The 19,399-nt window shown below is 75.6% G+C and carries 19 protein-coding genes; 9 read left to right on the forward strand and 10 right to left on the reverse strand.

From position 1 onward, the window contains the following. A partial coding sequence (locus tag NH342_RS15990; protein WP_253016116.1) for an FtsX-like permease family protein occupies positions 1 to 448 on the forward strand: 448 nt, incomplete at its 5' end. 9 nt (positions 449 to 457) lie between these two features. Here NH342_RS15990 and NH342_RS15995 read toward each other — a convergent pair. Further along, entirely contained in the window at positions 458 to 1,048 is a 591-nt protein-coding gene (locus NH342_RS15995; protein ID WP_374209452.1) for a DUF1349 domain-containing protein, read from the reverse strand. A gap of 2 nt (positions 1,049 to 1,050) precedes the next feature. Further along, complete coding sequence (locus tag NH342_RS16000) at positions 1,051 to 2,652, reverse strand: bifunctional 3'-5' exonuclease/DNA polymerase (protein ID WP_374209455.1); 1,602 nt, start codon at positions 2,650 to 2,652, stop codon at positions 1,051 to 1,053. Positions 2,653 to 3,028: 376 nt separating this feature from the next. Between NH342_RS16000 and NH342_RS16005 the strand changes: the two genes are divergently transcribed. Further along, on the forward strand, positions 3,029 to 3,931 hold the full coding sequence (locus NH342_RS16005; RefSeq protein WP_253016122.1) for an intradiol ring-cleavage dioxygenase: 903 nt from the start codon (positions 3,029 to 3,031) through the stop codon (positions 3,929 to 3,931). A gap of 2 nt (positions 3,932 to 3,933) precedes the next feature. Here the strand turns inward: NH342_RS16005 and NH342_RS16010 are convergent, their stop codons facing one another. Genes NH342_RS16010 through NH342_RS16020 form a run of 3 tightly spaced genes read right to left on the reverse strand, consistent with a single transcriptional unit; the run spans position 3,934 to position 6,754 of the window. Next, positions 3,934 to 4,794, reverse strand: a complete 861-nt coding sequence (locus tag NH342_RS16010; RefSeq protein WP_253016124.1) for a dioxygenase — start codon at positions 4,792 to 4,794, stop codon at positions 3,934 to 3,936. 27 nt (positions 4,795 to 4,821) lie between these two features. After that, on the reverse strand, positions 4,822 to 5,616 hold the full coding sequence (locus tag NH342_RS16015; protein ID WP_253016126.1) for a citryl-CoA lyase: 795 nt from the start codon (positions 5,614 to 5,616) through the stop codon (positions 4,822 to 4,824). Next, the gene (locus NH342_RS16020; RefSeq protein ID WP_253016128.1) at positions 5,609 to 6,754 is read right to left on the reverse strand and encodes a CaiB/BaiF CoA-transferase family protein; all 1,146 of its coding nucleotides are present in this window, start codon (positions 6,752 to 6,754) and stop codon (positions 5,609 to 5,611) included. Before NH342_RS16020 ends, NH342_RS16015 begins: the two co-directional genes overlap by 8 nt. A gap of 182 nt (positions 6,755 to 6,936) precedes the next feature. On the opposite strand from NH342_RS16020, the gene NH342_RS16025 reads away from it, so the two are divergent. The 3 genes from NH342_RS16025 (at position 6,937) to NH342_RS16035 (ending at position 9,522) form a co-directional block, all read left to right on the forward strand. Beyond that, positions 6,937 to 8,394, forward strand: coding sequence for an amidohydrolase family protein (locus tag NH342_RS16025; protein ID WP_253016130.1), 1,458 nt, complete (start codon positions 6,937 to 6,939; stop codon positions 8,392 to 8,394). Beyond that, complete coding sequence (locus NH342_RS16030) at positions 8,394 to 9,212, forward strand: IclR family transcriptional regulator C-terminal domain-containing protein (protein WP_253016132.1); 819 nt, start codon at positions 8,394 to 8,396, stop codon at positions 9,210 to 9,212. The genes NH342_RS16025 and NH342_RS16030 overlap by 1 nt, the downstream gene beginning before the upstream one ends. Positions 9,213 to 9,378: 166 nt before the next feature. Further along, positions 9,379 to 9,522, forward strand: coding sequence for a hypothetical protein (locus tag NH342_RS16035; RefSeq protein ID WP_253016134.1), 144 nt, complete (start codon positions 9,379 to 9,381; stop codon positions 9,520 to 9,522). A 14-nt stretch (positions 9,523 to 9,536) separates the two neighbouring features. Here NH342_RS16035 and NH342_RS16040 read toward each other — a convergent pair whose 3' ends face one another. From NH342_RS16040 to NH342_RS24300, 3 genes are all read right to left on the reverse strand, one after another. Then, the gene (locus NH342_RS16040; protein WP_253016136.1) at positions 9,537 to 10,484 is read right to left on the reverse strand and encodes an SDR family NAD(P)-dependent oxidoreductase; all 948 of its coding nucleotides are present in this window, start codon (positions 10,482 to 10,484) and stop codon (positions 9,537 to 9,539) included. A gap of 227 nt (positions 10,485 to 10,711) precedes the next feature. Continuing rightward, a complete protein-coding gene (locus tag NH342_RS16045) occupies positions 10,712 to 11,332 on the reverse strand; it encodes a response regulator transcription factor (protein ID WP_253016138.1) in 621 nt (206 codons plus the stop codon). Next, entirely contained in the window at positions 11,329 to 12,525 is a 1,197-nt protein-coding gene (locus NH342_RS24300) for a sensor histidine kinase (protein WP_253016140.1), read from the reverse strand. The genes NH342_RS16045 and NH342_RS24300 overlap by 4 nt, the downstream gene beginning before the upstream one ends. A gap of 151 nt (positions 12,526 to 12,676) precedes the next feature. Here NH342_RS24300 and NH342_RS16055 point away from each other — a divergent pair, with 151 nt between their 5' ends. Beyond that, on the forward strand, positions 12,677 to 13,759 hold the full coding sequence (locus tag NH342_RS16055) for an FtsX-like permease family protein (protein WP_253016142.1): 1,083 nt from the start codon (positions 12,677 to 12,679) through the stop codon (positions 13,757 to 13,759). After that, on the forward strand, positions 13,756 to 14,451 hold the full coding sequence (locus NH342_RS16060; protein ID WP_253016144.1) for an ABC transporter ATP-binding protein: 696 nt from the start codon (positions 13,756 to 13,758) through the stop codon (positions 14,449 to 14,451). The genes NH342_RS16055 and NH342_RS16060 overlap by 4 nt, the downstream gene beginning before the upstream one ends. A 12-nt stretch (positions 14,452 to 14,463) precedes the next feature. Here the strand turns inward: NH342_RS16060 and NH342_RS16065 are convergent, their stop codons facing one another. Further along, a complete protein-coding gene (locus NH342_RS16065) occupies positions 14,464 to 15,231 on the reverse strand; it encodes a thioesterase family protein (RefSeq protein WP_253016146.1) in 768 nt (255 codons plus the stop codon). Between the two features lie 49 nt (positions 15,232 to 15,280). Between NH342_RS16065 and NH342_RS16070 the strand changes: the two genes are divergently transcribed. Then, the gene (locus NH342_RS16070; RefSeq protein ID WP_253016148.1) at positions 15,281 to 16,282 is read left to right on the forward strand and encodes an aldo/keto reductase; all 1,002 of its coding nucleotides are present in this window, start codon (positions 15,281 to 15,283) and stop codon (positions 16,280 to 16,282) included. A gap of 230 nt (positions 16,283 to 16,512) precedes the next feature. Next, positions 16,513 to 17,688, forward strand: coding sequence for an RNA polymerase sigma factor (locus NH342_RS16075; protein ID WP_253016150.1), 1,176 nt, complete (start codon positions 16,513 to 16,515; stop codon positions 17,686 to 17,688). On the opposite strand, the gene NH342_RS16080 is transcribed toward NH342_RS16075, so the two are convergent. After that, on the reverse strand, positions 17,676 to 19,399 hold a 1,724-nt coding region (locus NH342_RS16080; protein ID WP_253016152.1), incomplete at its 5' end, for an MFS transporter. The genes NH342_RS16075 and NH342_RS16080 overlap by 13 nt on opposite strands.

A 19,399-nucleotide genomic window follows, 5' to 3' on the forward strand; every position in this document is an offset into this window, starting at 1 on the left:
GCTCGCCGCGGTGGCCGACGCGCCGCTGCCGCGCGGGCTCGCCGTCCTGGGCGTGGTCACCGCCGTCGTCCTGCTGGTGCTGGCCGTGCTGGCCGTGGTCCTCGGCGGGGTGGCCGGTGCGCGCCGGCGTCGGGCGACGTCCGGGGTGCTGCGGACCCTGGGGCTGGGGGAGCGGCAGGCCCGTGCGGTCACCCTGCTGGAGCTGCTGCCCGGCGTGCTGGCCACCGCGGTCCCCGGGCTGCTGCTGGGGGTCGGCGTCGCGGCGGTGGTGGGCGGGCCGCTGGGGCTGCGGTCGCTCACCGGGCAGGCGGTCGACCCGGCCCTCGCCGTCCCGGGGTGGCTGCCGTCCCTGCTGGTGCCGCCGCTGCTCGCGGTCGGGGCGACCGTGCTCACCGAGGCCCGGGCCCGGCGCCGGGTGCCGCTGGGCACCGTGCTGCGCGAGCCCTGATCCGCCGGCTCAGTGCAGGGCGGGGTCGGGAGCGGTGCGCCGCCACCCGGTGAACGCCACGACCAGGCCCTCGCGGGTGGGCGCGCAGCAGTACGGCCCGGCCGCCAGCTGCAGGCCGGGGTCGACCGGCGCCACCCGGACCAGCCGGAACGGCTCGTCGTCGACCCGGGCGCGGACGGTCACCGCGTCGCCGTCGCGGCTGGCCCGCACGGTGACCTCGCGGCCGGACCAGTCGGGGACCGGGGCCACCGACCAGTCCGAGCGGCCGGAGGTGACCACCGCGCCGACCTGGGGGACGCCGTCGGAGACCTCGACGCCGGCCTTGACCCAGGTGTCCGGTGCCGCGCGCAGCAGGACGCCGGCCTGGTCGAACTGCTGGTCGTAGGTCAACCGGAAGCTGACCTCGAGGGCGTCGCGGGCGCCGAAGGGGGCCAGCAGCCCGTGCGCGTCGTCGTGCACGAAGCCGTAGGAGGTGTGCCGCCAGGCGTCGCTGCCCTGCACGGCGGTGACCTCGAGGCCGTCGCCGGTGCGGCGCCAGGCGGCGGGCTCGGTGGTCCAGGACGCGGCGGCGAGCAGGTCGGGGTCGATCACGCGGTCCATCCTCAGGCGTCGGCCCAGGAGTCGACCACCGCGACGTCGAGCGGGAAGTCGACCGGGAACTCGCCGAACAGCAGCCGCCCGGCCTCGGCCGCCGCGGCCCGCGCGGCCTCCACGACCTGGTCGGCCAGTGCCTCGGGGGTGTGCACGACCACCTCGTCGTGCAGGAAGAACACCAGGTGCGGCCGGCCGGTCAGCGGGCCCTCGCCGATGCGCCACAGCCGGTTGCGGAGGTCGGCCAGCCAGCACGACGCCCACTCCGCGCCGGTGCCCTGCACGACGAAGTTGCGGGTGAACCGTCCCCAGGACCGGCGTCGCGCGTCGGCGGCCCGCCCGGCCGCCGGGTCGTCGCCGTCCCCGCCGAACGGTCCGGGGCGGGGCGAGCCGCGGCCCAGCAGGGTCGTCACCACCTCGCCGCGCTCCCCGGACCGGGCGGCCTGCTCCACCAGGCCGAGCGCGGCGGGGTAGCGGCGGGCCAGCCGGGGCAGCACCAGACCGCTCTCGCCCCGGGTGCCGCCGTACAGGGCTCCGATCAGGCCGACCTTGGCCTGCGCGCGGGTGGCGACCACCCCGGCGTCGACCACGCCCTGGTAGAGGTCCCGGGCCCGGGCGGCCTGCGCCATCGCGGCGTCGCGGCTCATCCCGGCCAGCACCCGGGGCTCGAGCTGGGCGACGTCGGCGACGACGAACCGCCAGCCCGGGTCGGCCACCGCGGCCCCGCGCAGCTGCACCGGGGCGCTCAGCGCGCCGCCGCCCTGCGCGGCCCACCGGCCGGTGACCACGCCGCCGGGCAGCAGCACCGGGCGGAACCGGCCGTCGCGCACCCAGGTGTCCAGCCACGCCCAGCCGTTGGCCTGCACCAGGCGCAGCAGCTTCTTGTAGCGCAGCAGCGGCTCGATGCCGGGGTGGTCGAGCTCGCGCAGCGTCCACGACCGGGTGTCGGCGACGTCCAGACCGGCGGCGCGCAGCCCGGCCAGCAGCTCGACGGGGGAGTCGGGGTTGAGCGAGGGCTGGCCGAACGCCGCGCGGATGCCCGGCAGCATCGCCTCCAGGCCGGCCGGCCGTTGCCCCGCCGGCGGCCGCGGCCCGACGAGGGCGGTGAGCAGCCGGTCGTGCACATCGGCCCGCCACGGCATCCCGGCGTGCTGCATCTCCGCAGCGACCAGGGCCGCGGCGGACTCCGCGGCCAGCAGCAGCCCCAGCCGGCCGCGCTCGGGCGAGGCCCCCAGGGCTCGCTGCTGGCGCGCGTGCTCGGCGACCGGGTCGAGGGCGTCGGCGGGGTCGTCGAGGGCGAAGAGGGTGGCCTCCTCGGGCACCACCGGGGCCAGGGCGTCCCAGCCGTCGTCGGCGAGCAGCTGCTGGTCGACGTACGGGGACCGGCGCAGCACCGCGTGGGTGAGCCGCAGGTCGGTGCAGCGCTCCACCCGGACGCCGGCGGCCAGCAGCTGCGGGTACCAGCGGGTGGTGTCGTCCCACACCCACCGGGGCCGGTCGGCCTCGTGCTCGGCCACCCAGCCGGCCAGCTCGGCGCGGGTGAGGTCGTGGGCGCCGCCGTCGGTGTGCGCGCGGACGCCGTCGCCCACCCGCTGCAGCACGACCGTCGACACCACCGCTGCATCCTCCCGCGCTCCTCCGACGGTCCCGCCCGCTCCCGGGGTTCCTGCCCTCGTCGGGTGCCCGGGAGCGGGCAGGTTCCCCGGGATCGGCCGTGGGGTGCGGGGGTCTGGGGGTCTGGGGGTCCTTGGCCCTCAGGAGTCCCCGGGAACCCCGATCCCGGGGTTCGCGCCCTCTCCTGGGCCGGGCAGGGGGCGGGTTCCCCGGGATGGCGGTCGAGTGCGGGGTTCGCGGGCTCCTGGGTCCGCGGGATGCCCCGGGAACCCCGATCTCGGGTGTCGGCGCTGCGGGGCCGGGGACCCCCGGGCGCACATGCGACGCACAGCGGCGGCTGGTGCGGCACCTGGGGACGGGGCCGACGGTGGGTGCATGACGACGAGCTACGAAGGTCGCCCGCTGCCCCGCCCCGACGAGGAGGTGGTCGACCAGGGGCTCCGGTTCGACCTGGACACCCTGCTCAGCCGCCGCCGGGTGCTGGGCTTCCTCGGACTCGGCGCCGCCGGCCTGGGCCTGGCCGCCTGCGGGGGCAGCAGCACGACCACCAGTGCGGCGGCGGCGACCACGTCGACCGGCGAGATCCCCGAGGAGACGGCCGGCCCCTACCCGGGCGACGGGTCCAACGGGGCGAACGTGCTGACCGAGAGCGGCATCGTCCGCTCGGACATCCGATCGAGCTTCGGCTCGGCGTCCGGCACCGCCGAGGGTGTCCCGATGACGCTGACCCTCACGGTGCAGGACCTGGCCGGCGGCGTCCCGTTCGAGGGCGCCGCTGTCTACGTCTGGCACTGCGACCGGGACGGCAACTACTCCCTCTACTCGCAGGGCATCACCGAGGAGAACTACCTGCGCGGCGTGCAGGTCGCCGACGCCGACGGGACGGTCACCTTCACCAGCACCTTCCCGGCCTGCTACTCCGGCCGGTGGCCGCACATCCACGTCGAGGTCTACCCGGACGTCGACTCCATCACCGACTCGTCCAACGCGATCGCCACCTCGCAGGTCGCGCTCCTGCAGGACGCCTGCGAGACCGTGTACGCCACCAGCGGCTACGAGCAGTCGGTGCGCAACCTGTCGCAGGTCAGCCTGGCGACGGACAACGTGTTCTCCGACGGCGCCGAGCTCGAGACCCCGACCATCACCGGGGACGTGACCTCCGGCCTCATCGTGGCGATGGACGTCGGCGTCGACACCACCACCGCGGCCGGTGGCGGCTCGACCGGCGGCGGCACGGGTGGTGGCCCCGGCGGCGGGGGACAGCCGCCGGGGCGCTGACGTCAGGCCGGCTGGAGCACGAAGTCGTAGGTGGCCTCGAACCACGGTCCCTCGACCGCGGTGCCGTCGGGGAACGACCCGCCCTCGTGCGGCTCGTAGTGCACGACCAGCTGCTCCTTGACCCCGAACACGACGTCGCTGTCGAGGTAGTCGGCGCCCTCCTGGAACAGGTGCGTGATCAGCGGCCGGTAGCCCGGCACGGCCAGCAGCACGTGGAAGTGCGCGGGCCGGTACTCCGAGATGTCGGTGCGCGAGATCAGCTCGCCGACCGGGCCGTCCATCGGGATCGTGTAGCCCAGCGGGGCCACGGTGCGGATGGCGAAGGAGCCGTCCTCGCGGGCGGTGTACTTCGCGCGCAGCCGGGCCTCGTCGACCTCGGGGTGCTGGGTCTCGTAGAGCCCGTCGTCGTCGGCCTGCCAGACGTCGAGGACCGCGCCGGGGACGGCGTTGCCGTCGAGGTCGACCACCCGGCCGTGCAGGTACAGCGGGGTCCCGCGCACGCCCTCGGACATGTCCTCGCCGTGGCCGAGCTCGGGGGAGCCGTCGATGTGGAACGGGCCGAGCACGGTGGCCGGGGTGGCGCGGGGGTCCAGCCGCTGGTTCATCTGCACGACCAGCATCGACAGGCCCAGCACGTCGGAGGTGAGGATGAACTCCTCGCGCTTGTCGTTGCTGATCTGCCCCGTGCGGTTGAGCCACTGGACGGCGGCCATCCACTCGGCCTCGGTGAGCTTCACCTCGCGGGCGAAGGCGTGCAGGTGACGCACCAGTGCGCTCATCAGCTCCGCGGTGCGGGGGTCGTGCGCGGTGGCCCACCGCTGCGCGGCCAGGTCGGTGATGTTGTCCTCGGTGACGAGCTGCACTGCTGCCTCCAGCGGTCGGGTCAGGGCTCAGCTCGGGTCGGGGGCGACCGAGCGGTTGTTCAGGTCCACGGACAGGAAGATGTCGTTCGCGACGGGGTGCCGCAGCTCCTCGGCCAGCTGGCCGATCAGCCCGGCGGTGCGGGCCAGCAGGGCGAACCCGCGCAGCAGCGGCAGCGGCAGGCCGAGGTCGGCCAGGGCGGCACCGCAGACGCCGGCGCCGTTGAGCGGCAGCGTCTTGCCCAGCACCTGGGCGTGCACCCGGCCGATCGCGGCGAACAGCGCCAGGTGCGGGCCGACCTGGTCCTCCTCGGCGGCGATCTGCATCAGCCGCGGGGTGCGGGGGTCGCCGTCCTTGTGCACGTGGTGACCCAGGCCCGGCACGAACCGCCCGGCCTCCCGCTCGCGCTGCACGACGGTCAGCGCGAGGGCGTCCCAGCCGGCGTCGTCGGTGGGCAGCTCGTCCTGGGCGACCAGGACGTCGTCGAGGAAGCGGCCGCAGTCCTCGGTGACGCCGAGGAAGCGGGAGCCGCCGCCGAGCAGCCCGGCGGCCAGCGCGCCCTGCACGGAGTCCGGCGCGGACAGGTAGGTCAGCCGGGTGACGATCGCGGTGGGGGTGAACCCGTGGTCGGCGAGCGCGGCGAGCACGGCCTCGAACACCCGGACCTGCCCGGGCGTGGGCCGGCGCTGGGTGGCCAGCCAGAACGCCAGCTCGCCGAACCCGACGGTGCCCATGACGTCGCGGGCCAGGTCGGTGCCCAGCAGGGTGATGGTCTCCCGGGACGACGCCCCGAGCGCGGTCTCGTAGGTGCGCGGTTCAGTCACCGGGGGCCTCCAGCCAGGCGCGGACCTCGGCACCGTGCTCGTCCAGGCCGGGCGGGGGCAGCCGGTAGGACGGCGGGGTCGCCGAGAAGGTGATCGGGTTGCGGATCGAGGGGATCCCGCCCGGCCGGACGACGGGGTCCAGGCCCACCTGCTCGGCGAAGGCAACCCCGGCGTCGACGGTGTTGATCGGCCCGCACGGCACGCCGACGGCGAAGATCGCCTCGAACCACTCCTGCTTGCTGCGGGTGCGGAGCCGCTCGACCAGCAGCGGGCGCAGCTCGTCCCGGTTCGCGGTGCGGTCCTCGTTGCGGGCGAACCGTGGGTCGTCGGCGAGCTCGGGGACGCCGAGCACCTCGACCAGCTTGCGGAACTGGCCGTTGTTGCCGGCGGTGATGATCAGCTCGCCGTCGGCGCACTCCAGCGGCTCGTAGGGGAACAGCGACGGGTGGCTGTTGCCCATCCGGAACGGCACGACCTCGCCGGCGACAGCGGCCGAACTCTGGTTGACCATCCCGGACAGGGCCGAGGCCATGAGGCTGACCTCGACGTGCTGGCCCGCGCCGGTCTCGTGCCGGGCGTTGAGCGCGCTCAGCACGCCGATGGTGGCGTGCAGCCCGGCGACGACGTCGAAGACCGAGATGCCGGCCCGGTAGGGCTCGCCGTCGGGGGAGCCGGTGAGGCTCATGAGCCCCGAGATGGCCTGCACGATGAGGTCGTAGCCGGGTAGGTGCGACCCGCCCTCCTGCGCGCCGAACCCGCTGATCGAGGCGTAGACGACCCCGGGGTTGGTGGCGGCGACGGTCTCGTAGTCCAGGCCGAACCGCGCCAGCCCGCCGGGCTTGAAGTTCTCCACCAGGACGTCGGCCCGGCGGGCCAGCTCCTGCGCGGCGGCGCGGTCGCCGTCGTCCTCGAGGTCCAGCGCCACCGACCGCTTGTTGCGGTTCACGCCCAGGTAGTACGTGCTGATCCCGTCCCGCACCGGGGGTGACCAGTGGCGGGTGTCGTCACCGGCCGGGCCCTCCACCTTGACCACCTCGGCGCCCAGGTCGGCGAGCAGCATCGTCGAGTACGGGCCGGCCAGCACGCGGGAGAAGTCCGCGACGAGCAGGCCGGCCAGCGGGCCGGTGGGGGAGGTCATCGGGGCGGCGTGCTCCTCGGCTCTCGGACAGCTGTCCGGTGTGGTCGGGACCGCAGTCTGTGTCGGCCGGGACCGACGTGTCAACCGGGACGGGGTGCGCTTGACAGGGTGGCGCGGGTCACGCCAGGGTACGTGTGACCGCTCAGCGGACAGATGTCCGCCAGCCCTGCGAGGAGACGACGATGTCCAGCCCCGACACCCGCCCGCTGGTCCTGCGCGGCGGCACCGTGCTGACCATGGACGACGCCCACACCGTGCTCCCGCGCGGCGACGTCCTGGTCGTCGACGGGAAGGTCGCCGCGGTCGGCACCGACCTCGACGTCCCCGAGGGCACCGAGGAGGTCGACGCCACCGGGGGCGTCGTCATGCCCGGGATGATCGACACCCACCGGCACATGTGGCAGACCGCGATGCGCGGCTACGGCGCCGACTGGACGCTGACCCAGTACTTCGTCTGGTACTACCTCGAGCACGGGAAGACCTTCCGCCCCGAGGACGTGCACGCCGGCAACCTGCTGTCCGCGTGGGAGGGCCTGGAGGCCGGCGTCACCACCACCGTCGACTGGAGCCACGGGCTGCAGACCGTCGAGCACGCCGAGGCCGCCGCCGACGCCCTGCTCGCCGTCCCCGGCAGGTTCGTCCTCGCCTACGGCAACATCCAGGCCGGCCCGTGGGAGTGGACCGCCGACCCGGCCGTGCAGGGCTTCCTGAAGCGGCGCGCGGACGAGGGCAAGCTCGGGCTGCAGCTGGCCTTCGACGTCACCGGCGACCCGTCCTTCCCGGAGAAGGCCGCCTTCGAGGTGGCCCGCGAGCTGGGCCTCCCGGTCACCACGCACGCCGGGGTCTGGGGTGCGACGTCCGACGCCTCCATCCAGCTGATGCACGACGCCGGGTTCATGACGCCGGAGACCGTCTACGTGCACGCCGCCTCGCTGGACACCGACAGCTACCACCGCATCGCCGCCACCGGTGGCTCGGTCTCGGTGTCGACGGAGAGCGAGCAGAGCGCCGGGCAGGGCTACCCGCCCACCTGGCAGGTCCGCAAGCACGGCATCCCGGTGTCGCTGTCGATGGACACCAGCGTGTGGTGGTCGGCCGACCTGTTCTCCGCGATGCGCACCACGCTGGGCGCCGACCGCTCCCGCGAGCACCTCGAGGCGCACGTGGAGGGCACCACCGTCACCCAGGTGCACCTGCGCGCCGAGCACGTCGTCGACTGGGCCACCCGGGGCGGCGCGAAGGCCCTCGGCCGGGACGACCTGGGCTCGCTGGAGCCGGGCAGGACCGCCGACGTCGTGCTGATCAAGAACGACGCCTCACCGGTGTCCTTCCCGCTGCTCAACCCCTACGGCCACGTGGCCTTCCAGGCCCAGCGCGGCGACGTGCACACCGTCCTGGTCGGCGGCCGGGTCGTGAAGCGCGACGGCAGGCTCGTCGGGTACGACGGGGCCGCCGTGCGCTCGGCCGTGGAGTCGACCGTGGAGCACCTGCGCGGCGCGATGGGGGAGGAGACCTGGCAGGCCGGCATGAACCCGGCCATGCCCGAGGACGGCGACGACGTCCTGGACAACCCCTACACCTACACCGACTACAAGAGCGACGAGACCCGCGAGGCCCGGGGCTCGCTGTTCGGGTCCTGATGGCCGGGCGCGGGCACGGCCCGGACTTCGTCGAGGCGCTGGCCCGGGGGCTCGACGTCCTGTCGTGCTTCTCGGCCCGGCGCCCGGTGATGAGCCTGTCGGAGGTGGCGGCCGCGGCGGACCTCGCCCGGCCGACCGCCCGCCGGCTGCTGCTCACCCTCGAGGAGCTCGGGTACGCCGCGGCCTGCGAGGGCGGCTACCGGCTCACGCCCAAGGTGCTCGACCTCGGCATGGCCTACGTCGGGTCGCTGGGGCTGTGGGACATCGCCCGGCCGCACCTGGAGGCGCTGGTCGCCCGCACCGGGGAGTCCTCGTCGATGGCCCAGCTCGACGGCTCGGACATCGTCTACGTGGCCCGGGTCGCCGTCCCCAAGCTGATCACGCTGCGGGTCGAGATCGGCACGAGGTTCCCCGCCGTCCAGACGTCGCAGGGCAAGGTGCTGCTGGCCGCGCTCGGGCCCGACGAGCTCACCGAGGCGCTCGGCCACGCCTCCCGCTCGGGGCTGCCCCGCTACATCGGCCGGACGGCGGCCCAGCTGCACGAGGAGCTGGCCGAGGTCCGGGCGCGCGGCTGGGCGCTGGCCGACGAGGAGCTGGCGCCGGGGGTCCGGTCGGTCGCCGTCCCCGTGCGGGACGGCGCCGGGGTGGTGCGGGCGGCGGCCAACGTCACCGTGCACGCCGCGGAGACCACGCGCGAGACGCTGCTGGAGGAGCACCTGCCGCTGCTGCTGCGCACGGCGGGTGAGATCAGCGGCGAGTGGGCCGCCTGGCAGCGCCGCCCGCACGCGACGGTCGCCCCCGAGGTCGCCGCGGGCTGAACGCGACGGGTGCTTTGCGGTTCCGTGACGATCCGTGCGGATCGGGCGTCACGGGCCCCGCGGCGGGGCGGGACGGGTCAGGGTGGTGCATGACCACCTCCCGTGCAGCCCACCGCCACCGGCACCCGTCCCCGACGGCGCGCCGTCCGCACCCCGGGGGTCGGCGGTGAGCGCGCTGGCGGTGCTGCTGCACTGCCCCGCCTGCGGCGGCCGCGACCTGGCCGACGTCACCCCGCCCGCGGAGGAGGACGGCTGGTGGGCCCGCATGCTCTGCCGGGCGTGCCACCACCGGTGGTCGGCACGCTGGTGACGCCCGCGGGCTGATCAGCGCCGCGCGGTGTCGGCGTCGACCTGGTCCAGGAAGCGGCGGACCTTCGCCGGGTCCTGGCCACGCTCCCAGCCCAGGGTCGAGGGCCGCTGCGCACGGTCGTGCCAGAAGTGCGGCGACCTCGACGCCGGCCGGGTGGCCAGCAGCCAGACCGTGGTGTCGGCGCCGTCCTCCGGGGTGCGCAGCAGCGGGGCCATGAGCTTGCCGAAGCCGGGGATGGACGCCGTCACGCCGTCGGTGGCCACCCATCCCGGGTGCGTGGAGTACACGTGCTTCCCGGGCAGCCGGCGGGCCCACTCGTCGGCCAGCACCACCTGCATCCGCTTGGTGCGGGCGTAGGCGCGCACCCCGCTGTACTCGCCGTCGGTGAACTCCAGGTCGTCGACCCGCAGGCCGGCGCCGTACATGCCGCCCGAGGACATCCAGACCGCCGCGGCGTCCGGGGCCAGGGTGCCGGTGAGCAGGGCGGTCATCAGGTGCGGGCCGAGCACGTGCACCGCCAGGGTGAGCTCGTGCCCCTGCGCGGTCTCCGACCGCTGGGCCGGCAGCGCGCCGGCGTTGTGCACCAGGCCGTGCAGCTCGTCCACCCGGCCGGTGAAGTCTGCCGCCCAGGCCCGGACGACGTCCAGGTCGCCGACGTCGCACACCTCTGCGACCAGCCGTGCCCCCGGTCGCTCGCGCTCCAGCCGGGCCACCAGGTCCTCGGTCTTGGCGCGGTTGCGGCCCAGCACGTGCACCGTGGCGCCCAGGTCGACCAGCCCCTCGGCGATGGCCGTCCCGATGCCCGAGGTGGCGCCGGTGACCAGCACCCGCTTGCCGATCAGCGCGCCCGGCACCGGCCCGGAGGGCCACCAGCGGCGCCGCACGGCAGGTCCGAGCTTGCTGTAGCCAGGGACGACGGCCCGGTCGAGGACGGCGTCGGCGAGGCGGGTGAGCGCGGGCACGCCGCACATCCTGGCTCAGTCCCGGACGCCCCGCTCCCGGAGCGCCAGCCACTGCAGCAGCATGACCGTCTTGCCGTGCCAGCCGTCGCTGGTCACCTCCACGTCGCGGACGACGACGTCGGGGTTGCCGGTGAGGTCGCGGCCCGCCCGGTCCAGCCCGGTGCGCCCGCGGCCGTCGGGGACGTCGGCTCCTCTGCCCGTGCCGCGGACCGTAGCCGGGTCCGCGCTCAGGCCAGCACACCCTGCGCACGGGCGCGGGCCACGGCGGCGGTGCGGGAGGTGACGTCGAGCTTGTCGTAGACGTGCACCAGGTGCGTCTTCACCGTGGCCTCCGTGATGTGCAGCGCCGCGGCCACCTCGCTGTTCGACGCGCCGTCGGCCACCAACCCCAGCACGTCGATCTCGCGGGCCGACAACGCGACCTGCGGGGCCCGCACCCGGGCCAGCAGCCGGGCCGCGACCGCCGGGGCGAGCGCGCTCTCCCCGGCCGCCGCCGCCCGCACAGCGGCCAGCAGCTCCGCGGGCGGGGCGTCCTTGAGCAGGTAGCCGCTGGCCCCGGCCTCGACCGCACCCAGGATGTCGCCGTCGGTGTCGTAGTTGGTCAGCACCAGCACGTAGGGCGGCGCCTCGGCGGCCCGGACGGCGCGGGTCGCCTCGGCGCCGCTGCAGCCCGTGCCCAGCCGCAGGTCCATGAGCACCAGGTCGGGGGACAGCGCGGCGGCCAGTGCCACGGCCTCCTCGCCCGTGGTGGCCTCACCGACCACGTGCACCCCTTCAGCGGTGCCGAGGACCGCCCGCAGGCCCGCCCGGACCACCGGCTGGTCGTCGGCGACGAGCACCCGGATCACCGGCCCGCCCCCACCGCGCCGGGCACGGCCACCCGCACGCGCACCGTCGTCCCCCGGCCGGGTGCGCTGTCCACCACGAGCTCCCCGTCCAGCTGGGCGACGCGCTCGGCCATCGCCCGCAGCCCGAACGAGTCGGTCGCGGCGGCGCGGCCGGCCACCGCGACGGGGTCGAACCCGGCGCCGTCGTCGACGACCTCCAGGAGCACGTCCGGACCCGCCGCCCCCAGGCCGACCACGACGCGGGACGCGCCCGCGTGCTGGGCGGCGTTGGCCACGGCGCCCTGGGCGATGCGCAGCACGGCCGTCGCGACGTCCATCGGCACATCGGGCTCGCCGTCGGGTGCCTCGACGACCACCGCCAGGCCGTCGCGGCCCCACTGCTCACCGAGCCGCCCCAGCGCGGCGACCACGCCCTGGTCGAGCGCGGGTGGGACGAGGTCCCGGATGAGCCGGCGGGTGTCCGCCAGGCCCTCGGCGGCGGTGGTTCGGGCCAGCCGGATGTGCTCGGTGCCGGGCCGGTCGGCGTCGGCGAGCTCGGCGGCGTGCAGCAGCAGCTGGATGCTGGACAGCCCCTGCGCGACGGTGTCGTGGATCTCGCGCGCCAGCCGGGCACGCTCGGCGAGCACGCCCTGCTCGCGCTCGGCGGCGGCCAGCCGGTCGCGGGTGGCCAGCAACTCGGCCAGCAGCTCCTCCCGGGCCGCGGACTCCCGGGCCAGCGCCCGGTACCCGCCGCCGATCAGCAGCGCGACCACCGCACCCACCACGGGGCCGACCACGCCGCCGGGGGTGAACCCGTCGTGCAGGCCGATCGCGGCGACCGTCACCGCGGTGGTGACCACCACCGCCGCCGGTCCGGTCCGGCCGGGCAATACGTGCAGGTAGAGGAAGAAGAGCGGGAAGACCAGGTACGCGGCAACCGGGACGACGACGACCAGGGCCGCCCACAACCCGGTCAGCGCCGCCACCCAGGCCGCGCCCGCGGCGGCCCGCCGGGCCGGGGCGGCCCGGGCAACCCGGGCCCCGAGGGCGTAGGCGGCCGCGAACGCAGCGCACAGCACCAGCTCTGCCCACCGGGGGCGGTCGCCCACCGGCTCCAGGAGGACGCGGACGACGACGAGGGCGAGCAGCCCGGCGACCAGGGCGTGCAGCCCGGCACGGAGCCCGGCGAACACCGAGGTCAGACGATGGGCCACGGCGGTCGAGCGTAGGCCCGCCGCAGCCGGTGCGGATCAACCGGAAGGTGGAGCCCAGGACCCACCGGCCGCGCGATGTCCGGGGCGTCCGTCGCCGGGAGGCTCGGTGCCGGCGGCGGGGACGGTCCCGGCCGCCGGGAAGGGGTCCACCGTGTACGTCGCCTGGCGCGACCTGCGCCGAGCCCGCGGGCGGTTCGCACTCATCGGTGCCGTCGTCGCTCTCATCACCCTGCTGGTCGGGTTCCTGGCCGGTCTGACCGGGGGCCTGGCGGGGCAGAACGTCTCCGCCGTCCTCGGCTTGCCGGGCGACCGGCTGGTGCTCGCCGCCCCCGACGGGGAGGACCCGTCGTTCACCACCTCGACCATCCCGCCGGCCACCGTCGACGCCTGGTCCGGCGCCGCCGGGGTGTCCGGCGTCGTCCCGGTCGGCATCGTGCAGGGCCGGGCGGCCGGGCCGGACGGCGGCACCGCCACCGGCGTCGCGCTGGTCGGGCTGCCGCGGGGCGCCCCGTCGTCCGCGGTCGCCGACCTCGCGCCGGCCACCGACGGCGAGGTCGGGCTCTCCGCGGGGGCCGCGCAGGCCCTGCACGCCCGCCCCGGTGACCCGGTCAGCGTCGGCGGGACCACCTACCGGGTGGCCACGGTCGGCGCCGACGCCTCCTACAGCCACACCCCGGTGGTGGCGCTGACCCCGACGGCCTGGGCGGCCACCGACCGGCAGCTCGGCGGGGACGGCGAGGCCACCGTGCTCGCCGTGTCCGGGGATCCGGACTGGGACGCCGTCGCCGCCGCCACCGGGACCTCGGCGGCGAGCCCGCTGCTCAGCCTGACGGCGCTGCCGACCTTCCGGTCCGAGGTCGGGTCGCTGGCCCTGATGATCGGCCTGCTGTTCGGCATCTCCGCGCTCGTCGTGGGCGCCTTCTTCACCGTCTGGACGATGCAGCGGGCCGGGGACGTCGCCGTCCTCAAGGCGCTTGGGGCGTCGACCGCGTCGCTGGCCCGGGACGCGCTCGGCCAGGCCCTCGTCGTGCTGGTCGCCGGCATCGGCGTCGGCACCGCGGTCGTGGTGGCCGCCGGGGCCGCGCTGCCGGCCTCGGTGCCCTTCCTGGTCGACCCGCTCACCACGGCCGCCCCCGCGGCCGCCCTCACCCTGCTCGGCCTGGCCGGAGCCGCCGTCGCGCTGCGCACCGTCGTCTCCACCGACCCCCTCACCGCCCTCGGGAGCGCACGATGATCACCCTCGACGACGTCACCCTCACCTTCCCCGACGGCGACGGCCGGGTCACCGCGGTCGACCACGTCGCCCTCACCGCGCCGCCCGGGGTGGTCACCGGGCTCACCGGACCGTCCGGGTCGGGCAAGTCGTCGCTGCTGGCGGTCGCCGCCACCCTGGTGCGGCCGGACTCCGGCGCCGTGCTGGTCGGGGACGTGGACGCCACCGGGCTGTCGCGTGCCGAGGCCACCGCGCTGCGCCGGGAGCGGATCGGCATCGTTCCCCAGCAGCCGCAGCTGCTGGCGGCTCTCAGCGCCCGGGAGCAGCTGCACGTGATGGCCGAGCTCGGCGGCCGGGACCGGGGCCGGCGGGCACGGGTGCGGGCCCGGGCCGACGACCTGCTCGACGCGGTCGGGCTCACCGCCCAGGCCGGACGGCGGCCCGCCCAGCTCTCCGGCGGCCAGCGGCAGCGGGTGGCGATCGCCCGGGCGCTGGTGCACGCGCCGTCGGTGCTGCTGGTCGACGAACCGACCAGCGCCCTGGACCAGGAGCGCGGCGCCGGGGTGATGGCGCTGGTGGCCCGGCTGACCCACGAGCTGGGCACCGCGACGCTCCTGGTGACCCACGACCTGGTGCACGCCCCGGCCCTGGACGTCCTGCTCACCATGGTCGACGGCCGGCTGTCGGCGCCGGTCCCCGCCGGGGTGGGGTGAGGTCAGGGCTGGTCAGGTGGGCATCGGGCGCAGGGTGCACAGCTGGGCGACGCGGCCGACCGGGCCGGCCTCGTCGTGCAGCACCGTGGCGGTCAGGCCGTGCCCGCCCGGGCCCCAGCTGACCGAGGTGTCCATGCCCACCCAGTGCCCGGTCGGGGCCCGGAACAGGTGCGCGGTCAACTCGACGTTGGGGTAGAACCAGCGGCGGCGCTCCGGGGCCTGGACCAGCCCGTTCGCGGTGTCGGCGAGCAGCAGGAACCGGGTCAGGTCGGTGACGTCCTCGCCGTTCAGCAGCTCCTGGCGGGACCGCAGCCAGGCCTGTGCCCGCCCCGGGCCGGCGTCGCGGTGCCGCACCTCCAGGGAGGCGATGTAGCCCCCGGGCCAGCCGGCGCTCATGTCCCAGGCCGCCAGCTCGTCCCGCGGCGGGAGCGCCGGCTCAGCGACCAGCGCGGCCGCGGCGGTGTCCGACCCGGCCAGCCGCCAGGCCCGGGCCCGGACCACCGCCCGCCCTCCCCAGGTGACCGTGGCCTCGACCAGCTCGATGGTGCGGCCCGGCCGCACCGTCCCCACCGCCACCTCGACCTCGTCGATGCCGATCACGCCGAGGATCTCCACCGACAGCTTCTGCAGCGGGCCGCCGCCGGCCAGGCAGTGCGCCACCAGCCCGACCGTCGGGGCGATGTGCTGCTCGGCCGGGTTCCAGCCGCCGCCGGTGTGCTCGGTCGCCCGGAACCGGCCGCCGCCGTCCGGGGCGCTGGCCAGCCGCTCGAAGTACGCCATGTCCCGATCATGCAGGGCGACGGCATCCTGCCGGGCGCACACTCGGACCATGACCACCGACCACCTCGGCACCCGCACCCTCGGTCCCGGCGACGCCGCCCTCACCGTCTCGACCCTGGGCCTGGGCTGCATGGGCATGAGCGAGTTCTACGGCGCCCCCGACGAGCAGTCCGGCCTGGACACGATCGCCCGCGCGCTCGACCTCGGCGTCACCTTCCTGGACACCGCCGACATGTACGGGCCCTTCACCAACGAGAAGCTCGTCGGCCGGGCGATCGCCGACCGCCGCGGCGAGGTGCAGCTGGCCACCAAGTTCGGGAACAAGCGCGGGGAGAACGGCGAGCGGCTGGGCATCGACGGCTCCCCGGAGTACGTCCGCGCCGCGTGCGACGCATCGCTGCAGCGCCTGGGCGTGGACACCATCGACCTCTACTACCAGCACCGGGTCGACCCCACCGTGCCCATCGAGGACACCGTCGGCGCCATGGCCGAGCTGGTCACCGCCGGCAAGGTCCGCTTCCTCGGCCTGTCCGAGGCCGGCCCGGAGACCATCCGCCGGGCGCACGCCGTGCACCCGATCACCGCGGTGCAGACCGAGTACTCGCTGTTCACCCGCGACCTCGAGGACGCCGTCCTGCCCGTCGTGCGCGAGCTCGGCATCGGCCTGGTGCCCTACTCGCCGCTGGGCCGCGGCCTGCTGACGGGCGCGGTCACGCAGACCCCGGCGGACGGCGACAGCCGCGGCAGCGGGTACTTCCCGCGGTTCCAGGGCAAGGCGCTGGAGGCCAACCTGGTGCTGGTGCGCCGGGTGGAGGAGATCGCCGCCGAGCACGGCTGCACCCCCGGCCAGCTGGCCCTGGCCTGGGTGCTGGCGCAGGGCGAGGTCGTCGTCCCCATCCCGGGGACCAAGCGGGTGCGCTACCTGGAGGAGAACGTCGCCGCAGCCGACGTGCGGCTCTCGCCCGAGGACGTCGCCCGCCTGTCGGCCGCCGTCCCGCGCGAGGCCGTGCAGGGCGACCGGTACGGGGACATGTCCTCCATCGACGACTGATGGCGCACGACCCATCCCGCCCCGGAGGTGTAGGGCTGACCCGCTGGGGTACCCGGCGTCACCCCCTCCAGCGGGAAACGGATTAAAATGGCACAGGCCGCGCTCCGGCGCTGGTCGCAGACCCCCCGTCCCTCACCGTGGGCGGCCTGTGCCGCCCCACCGTGGGCGGCCTCTCCGCCAGGACCTCACCCGTCCTCGCGACGCCGCACGACACCCCCAGGAGAGGCTGGATGAGCACGACAGTGGCCGACAGCACCACGAAGACCCCGCGCAAGAAGGCCGCCGCCGGCGCCCGCAAGGCCCGTTCGGCCGACGCGGAGTCCGTGCAGATCGCGCCCGCGCCGGACGCCGACGCGGAGGAGGTGGAGCTCGAGGAGGACGAGGCCGACCTCGCCGACGAGCCCGCCGTCCCGGCCGCCGCCTCCGGGTCCTTCGAGTGGGACGAGGAGGAGTCGCTCGCCCTGCAGAAGGCCCGCAAGGACGCCGAGCTGGCCACCTCGACCGACGCCGTCCGCGCCTACCTCAAGCTGATCGGCCGCGTCGCGCTGCTGACCGCCGAGCAGGAGGTCGACCTCGCCCGCCGCGTCGAGGCCGGGCTGTACGCCGCGCACAAGCTCGCCGAGACCGACGCGAAGTTCACCCCCACCATGCGCCGCGACCTCAACTGGGTCGTCCGCGACGGCGAGCGTGCCAAGACCCACCTGCTGGAGGCCAACCTCCGCCTGGTCGTGTCGCTGGCCAAGCGCTACACCGGCCGCGGCATGGCCTTCCTGGACCTGATCCAGGAGGGCAACCTGGGCCTGATCCGCGCGGTGGAGAAGTTCGACTACACCAAGGGCTTCAAGTTCTCGACCTACGCGACGTGGTGGATCCGCCAAGCCATCACCCGCGCGATGGCCGACCAGGCCCGCACCATCCGCATCCCGGTGCACATGGTCGAGGTCATCAACAAGCTGGGCCGCATCCAGCGCGAGCTGCTCCAGGAGCTGGGCCGCGAGGCCACCCCGGAGGAGCTGGCCAAGGAGATGGACATCACCCCGGACAAGGTGCTGGAGATCCAGCAGTACGCCCGGGAACCGATCAGCCTCGACCAGACCATCGGCGACGAGGGCGACAGCCAGCTCGGTGACTTCATCGAGGACTCCGAGGCCGTCGTGGCCGTGGAGGCCGTGTCCTACGGCTTCATGCAGGAGCAGCTGACCTCGGTGCTGCAGACCCTGTCCGAGCGCGAGGCCGGCGTCGTCCGGCTGCGGTTCGGCCTGTCCGACGGCACCCCGCGCACCCTGGACGAGATCGGCCAGGTCTACGGCGTGACCCGCGAGCGGATCCGGCAGATCGAGTCCAAGACGATGTCGAAGCTGCGCCACCCGTCCCGCTCGCAGGTGCTGCGCGACTACCTCGACTGACCTGCGTCGCGGTCGGCGGTCGTCAGCAGGACGACGGCAGCGACCAGTGCGGTGGCCGAGCACACCGCCCAGACGGTGAGGTAGCCCGACAGCGGCGCGGCGCCGGCGGTGGGGTCCCCGATGCTCCCGGTCGAGGCCAGCGCGACGGCGAAGACCGCCGAGGCGATCGCCCCGCCGACGGTCTTGGAGCAGTTGGTCATGCCCGCGGCGAACCCGGTGCGCGAGGGCGGGGCCGCGGCGACCGCGGCTGCCGGCAGGGCGGCCACCAGCAGGCCCGAGCCCACCCCGGCGACGGCCATGTTGGTCAGCGCCTGCACGGTGGTGTCGTGGAAGGGCAGCCACAGCGCGTACCCGACCGCGACCGTCGCGCTGCCCGCGGCCATGGCCCGGCGCGTGCCCAGCCACCGGGCCAGCGGGGTCAGCAGCAGCGCGCCGGCGAGCAGGGTGAGCACGTAGAGCCCGATGAGCACCGACACGAACGACGCCGCGGCACCCAGGCCGTAGCCGGTGACGGCGGGGTCGGCCCGGGCGTAGGTGGACAGCGGGATCTGCGCGCCCAGCACCGACATGCCCGACAGGAACGCCGTCGCCTGCACCGGCCACTGCGCCCGCGCGGCCAGCACCCCGACGTCGACCAGCGGCTCGGTGGTGCGCCGCTCCACCCGCACCAGCTGCGCCGCGGTGGCCAGCCCCGCGGCCACCAGCACCCAGGGCAGCACGGCGCCCGGGCCCAGCAGCCGGACGGCGACCAGGCCGGCCATCACCAGCAGCAGCGCGGCGGTCAGCAGACCCAGGCCGGGCAGGTCGAGCCGGCCGGGGGCACGCGGCGGGTCGGGCTCCACGCCCACTGCGACGACGACCAGGCACACCGTCACCACCAGCGCCGGGATCGCCAGCAGCACCGGTACCGGCACCGACTCCACCAGCGCGCCGCTGGTCAGCGCACCGGCCAGCACGCCGACCTGCAGGAAGGCGACCAGGACGCCGGCGGCCCGGCGGGTGCGGTGGTCGTCGGCGGCGGCGCGGCGGTGCACGATCGCCACCTCCAGCGGCAGCCACACCACGTAGGCGCCCTGCAGCGCCGAGCCGACGACGAAGACGCCGAACCCGGCCGCCCCGGTCGCCGGTGCTACGGCCATGACCCAGCTGCCCAGCGCGGTGACCGCGGTGGAGGCCAGCAGGACCCGGCGGTGGCCGTGCAGGTCGGCCAGCCGGGCCAGCACCGGGACCAGCAGCGCGGAGGCGACCAGCTGGGCGGCCTCGAACCAGTTGACGTCGCCGTCGGAGATGCCCAGCGCGCGGGCGACGTCGGTGAAGAAGCGGGCGTCGGTCGCCGCCATCATCACGTAGGGCGTGGGCACGGCGTCGGGGAACTCCTCGGTGGTGATCCGCTCCAGCAGCGCGAAGGCGTCGTCGTCCCAGGGGGAGACCGGGCTGGGCTCGTTGCGCTCGACCACCTCGACCCGGACGCCGTCGCCGACCGTCCGGCGCACGTGGGCCAGCACGCCGTCGACGGTGTCGCCCACCATCACCCGCAGGTTCACCCCGGCGCGGGCCGAGGAGGCGATGACGTTCAGCGCGGGGGAGCCCGAGAGGGTGGTGACCGCGGCCGTCGTCCGCACCATCGCCGCGGCCTCGGCGCCCGCGGCCCGCAGCACCCGGGTGAGCACCGGCGCCAGCCGGTCGGCGCGGGCCAGCACCGGCCGCAGCG

Source organism: Klenkia sp. PcliD-1-E, from assembly GCF_024124375.1.
In the GTDB taxonomy this organism is placed as follows: Bacteria; Actinomycetota; Actinomycetes; order Mycobacteriales; family Geodermatophilaceae; genus Klenkia.

What these genes read in the sequence shown, in the direction of transcription:
- NH342_RS16060 (WP_253016144.1), top strand. Translation starts at nt 13,756, where the DNA reads ATGATCACCCTCGACGACGTCACCCTCACCTTCCCCGACGGCGACGGC.
- NH342_RS16075 (WP_253016150.1), top strand. Translation starts at nt 16,513, where the DNA reads ATGAGCACGACAGTGGCCGACAGCACCACGAAGACCCCGCGCAAGAAG.
- NH342_RS16065 (WP_253016146.1), bottom strand. Translation starts at nt 15,231, where the DNA reads ATGGCGTACTTCGAGCGGCTGGCCAGCGCCCCGGACGGCGGCGGCCGG.
- NH342_RS16070 (WP_253016148.1), top strand. Translation starts at nt 15,281, where the DNA reads ATGACCACCGACCACCTCGGCACCCGCACCCTCGGTCCCGGCGACGCC.
- NH342_RS15995 (WP_374209452.1), bottom strand. Translation starts at nt 1,048, where the DNA reads ATGGACCGCGTGATCGACCCCGACCTGCTCGCCGCCGCGTCCTGGACC.
- NH342_RS16020 (WP_253016128.1), bottom strand. Translation starts at nt 6,754, where the DNA reads ATGACCTCCCCCACCGGCCCGCTGGCCGGCCTGCTCGTCGCGGACTTC.
- NH342_RS16030 (WP_253016132.1), top strand. Translation starts at nt 8,394, where the DNA reads ATGGCCGGGCGCGGGCACGGCCCGGACTTCGTCGAGGCGCTGGCCCGG.
- NH342_RS16025 (WP_253016130.1), top strand. Translation starts at nt 6,937, where the DNA reads ATGTCCAGCCCCGACACCCGCCCGCTGGTCCTGCGCGGCGGCACCGTG.
- NH342_RS16005 (WP_253016122.1), top strand. Translation starts at nt 3,029, where the DNA reads ATGACGACGAGCTACGAAGGTCGCCCGCTGCCCCGCCCCGACGAGGAG.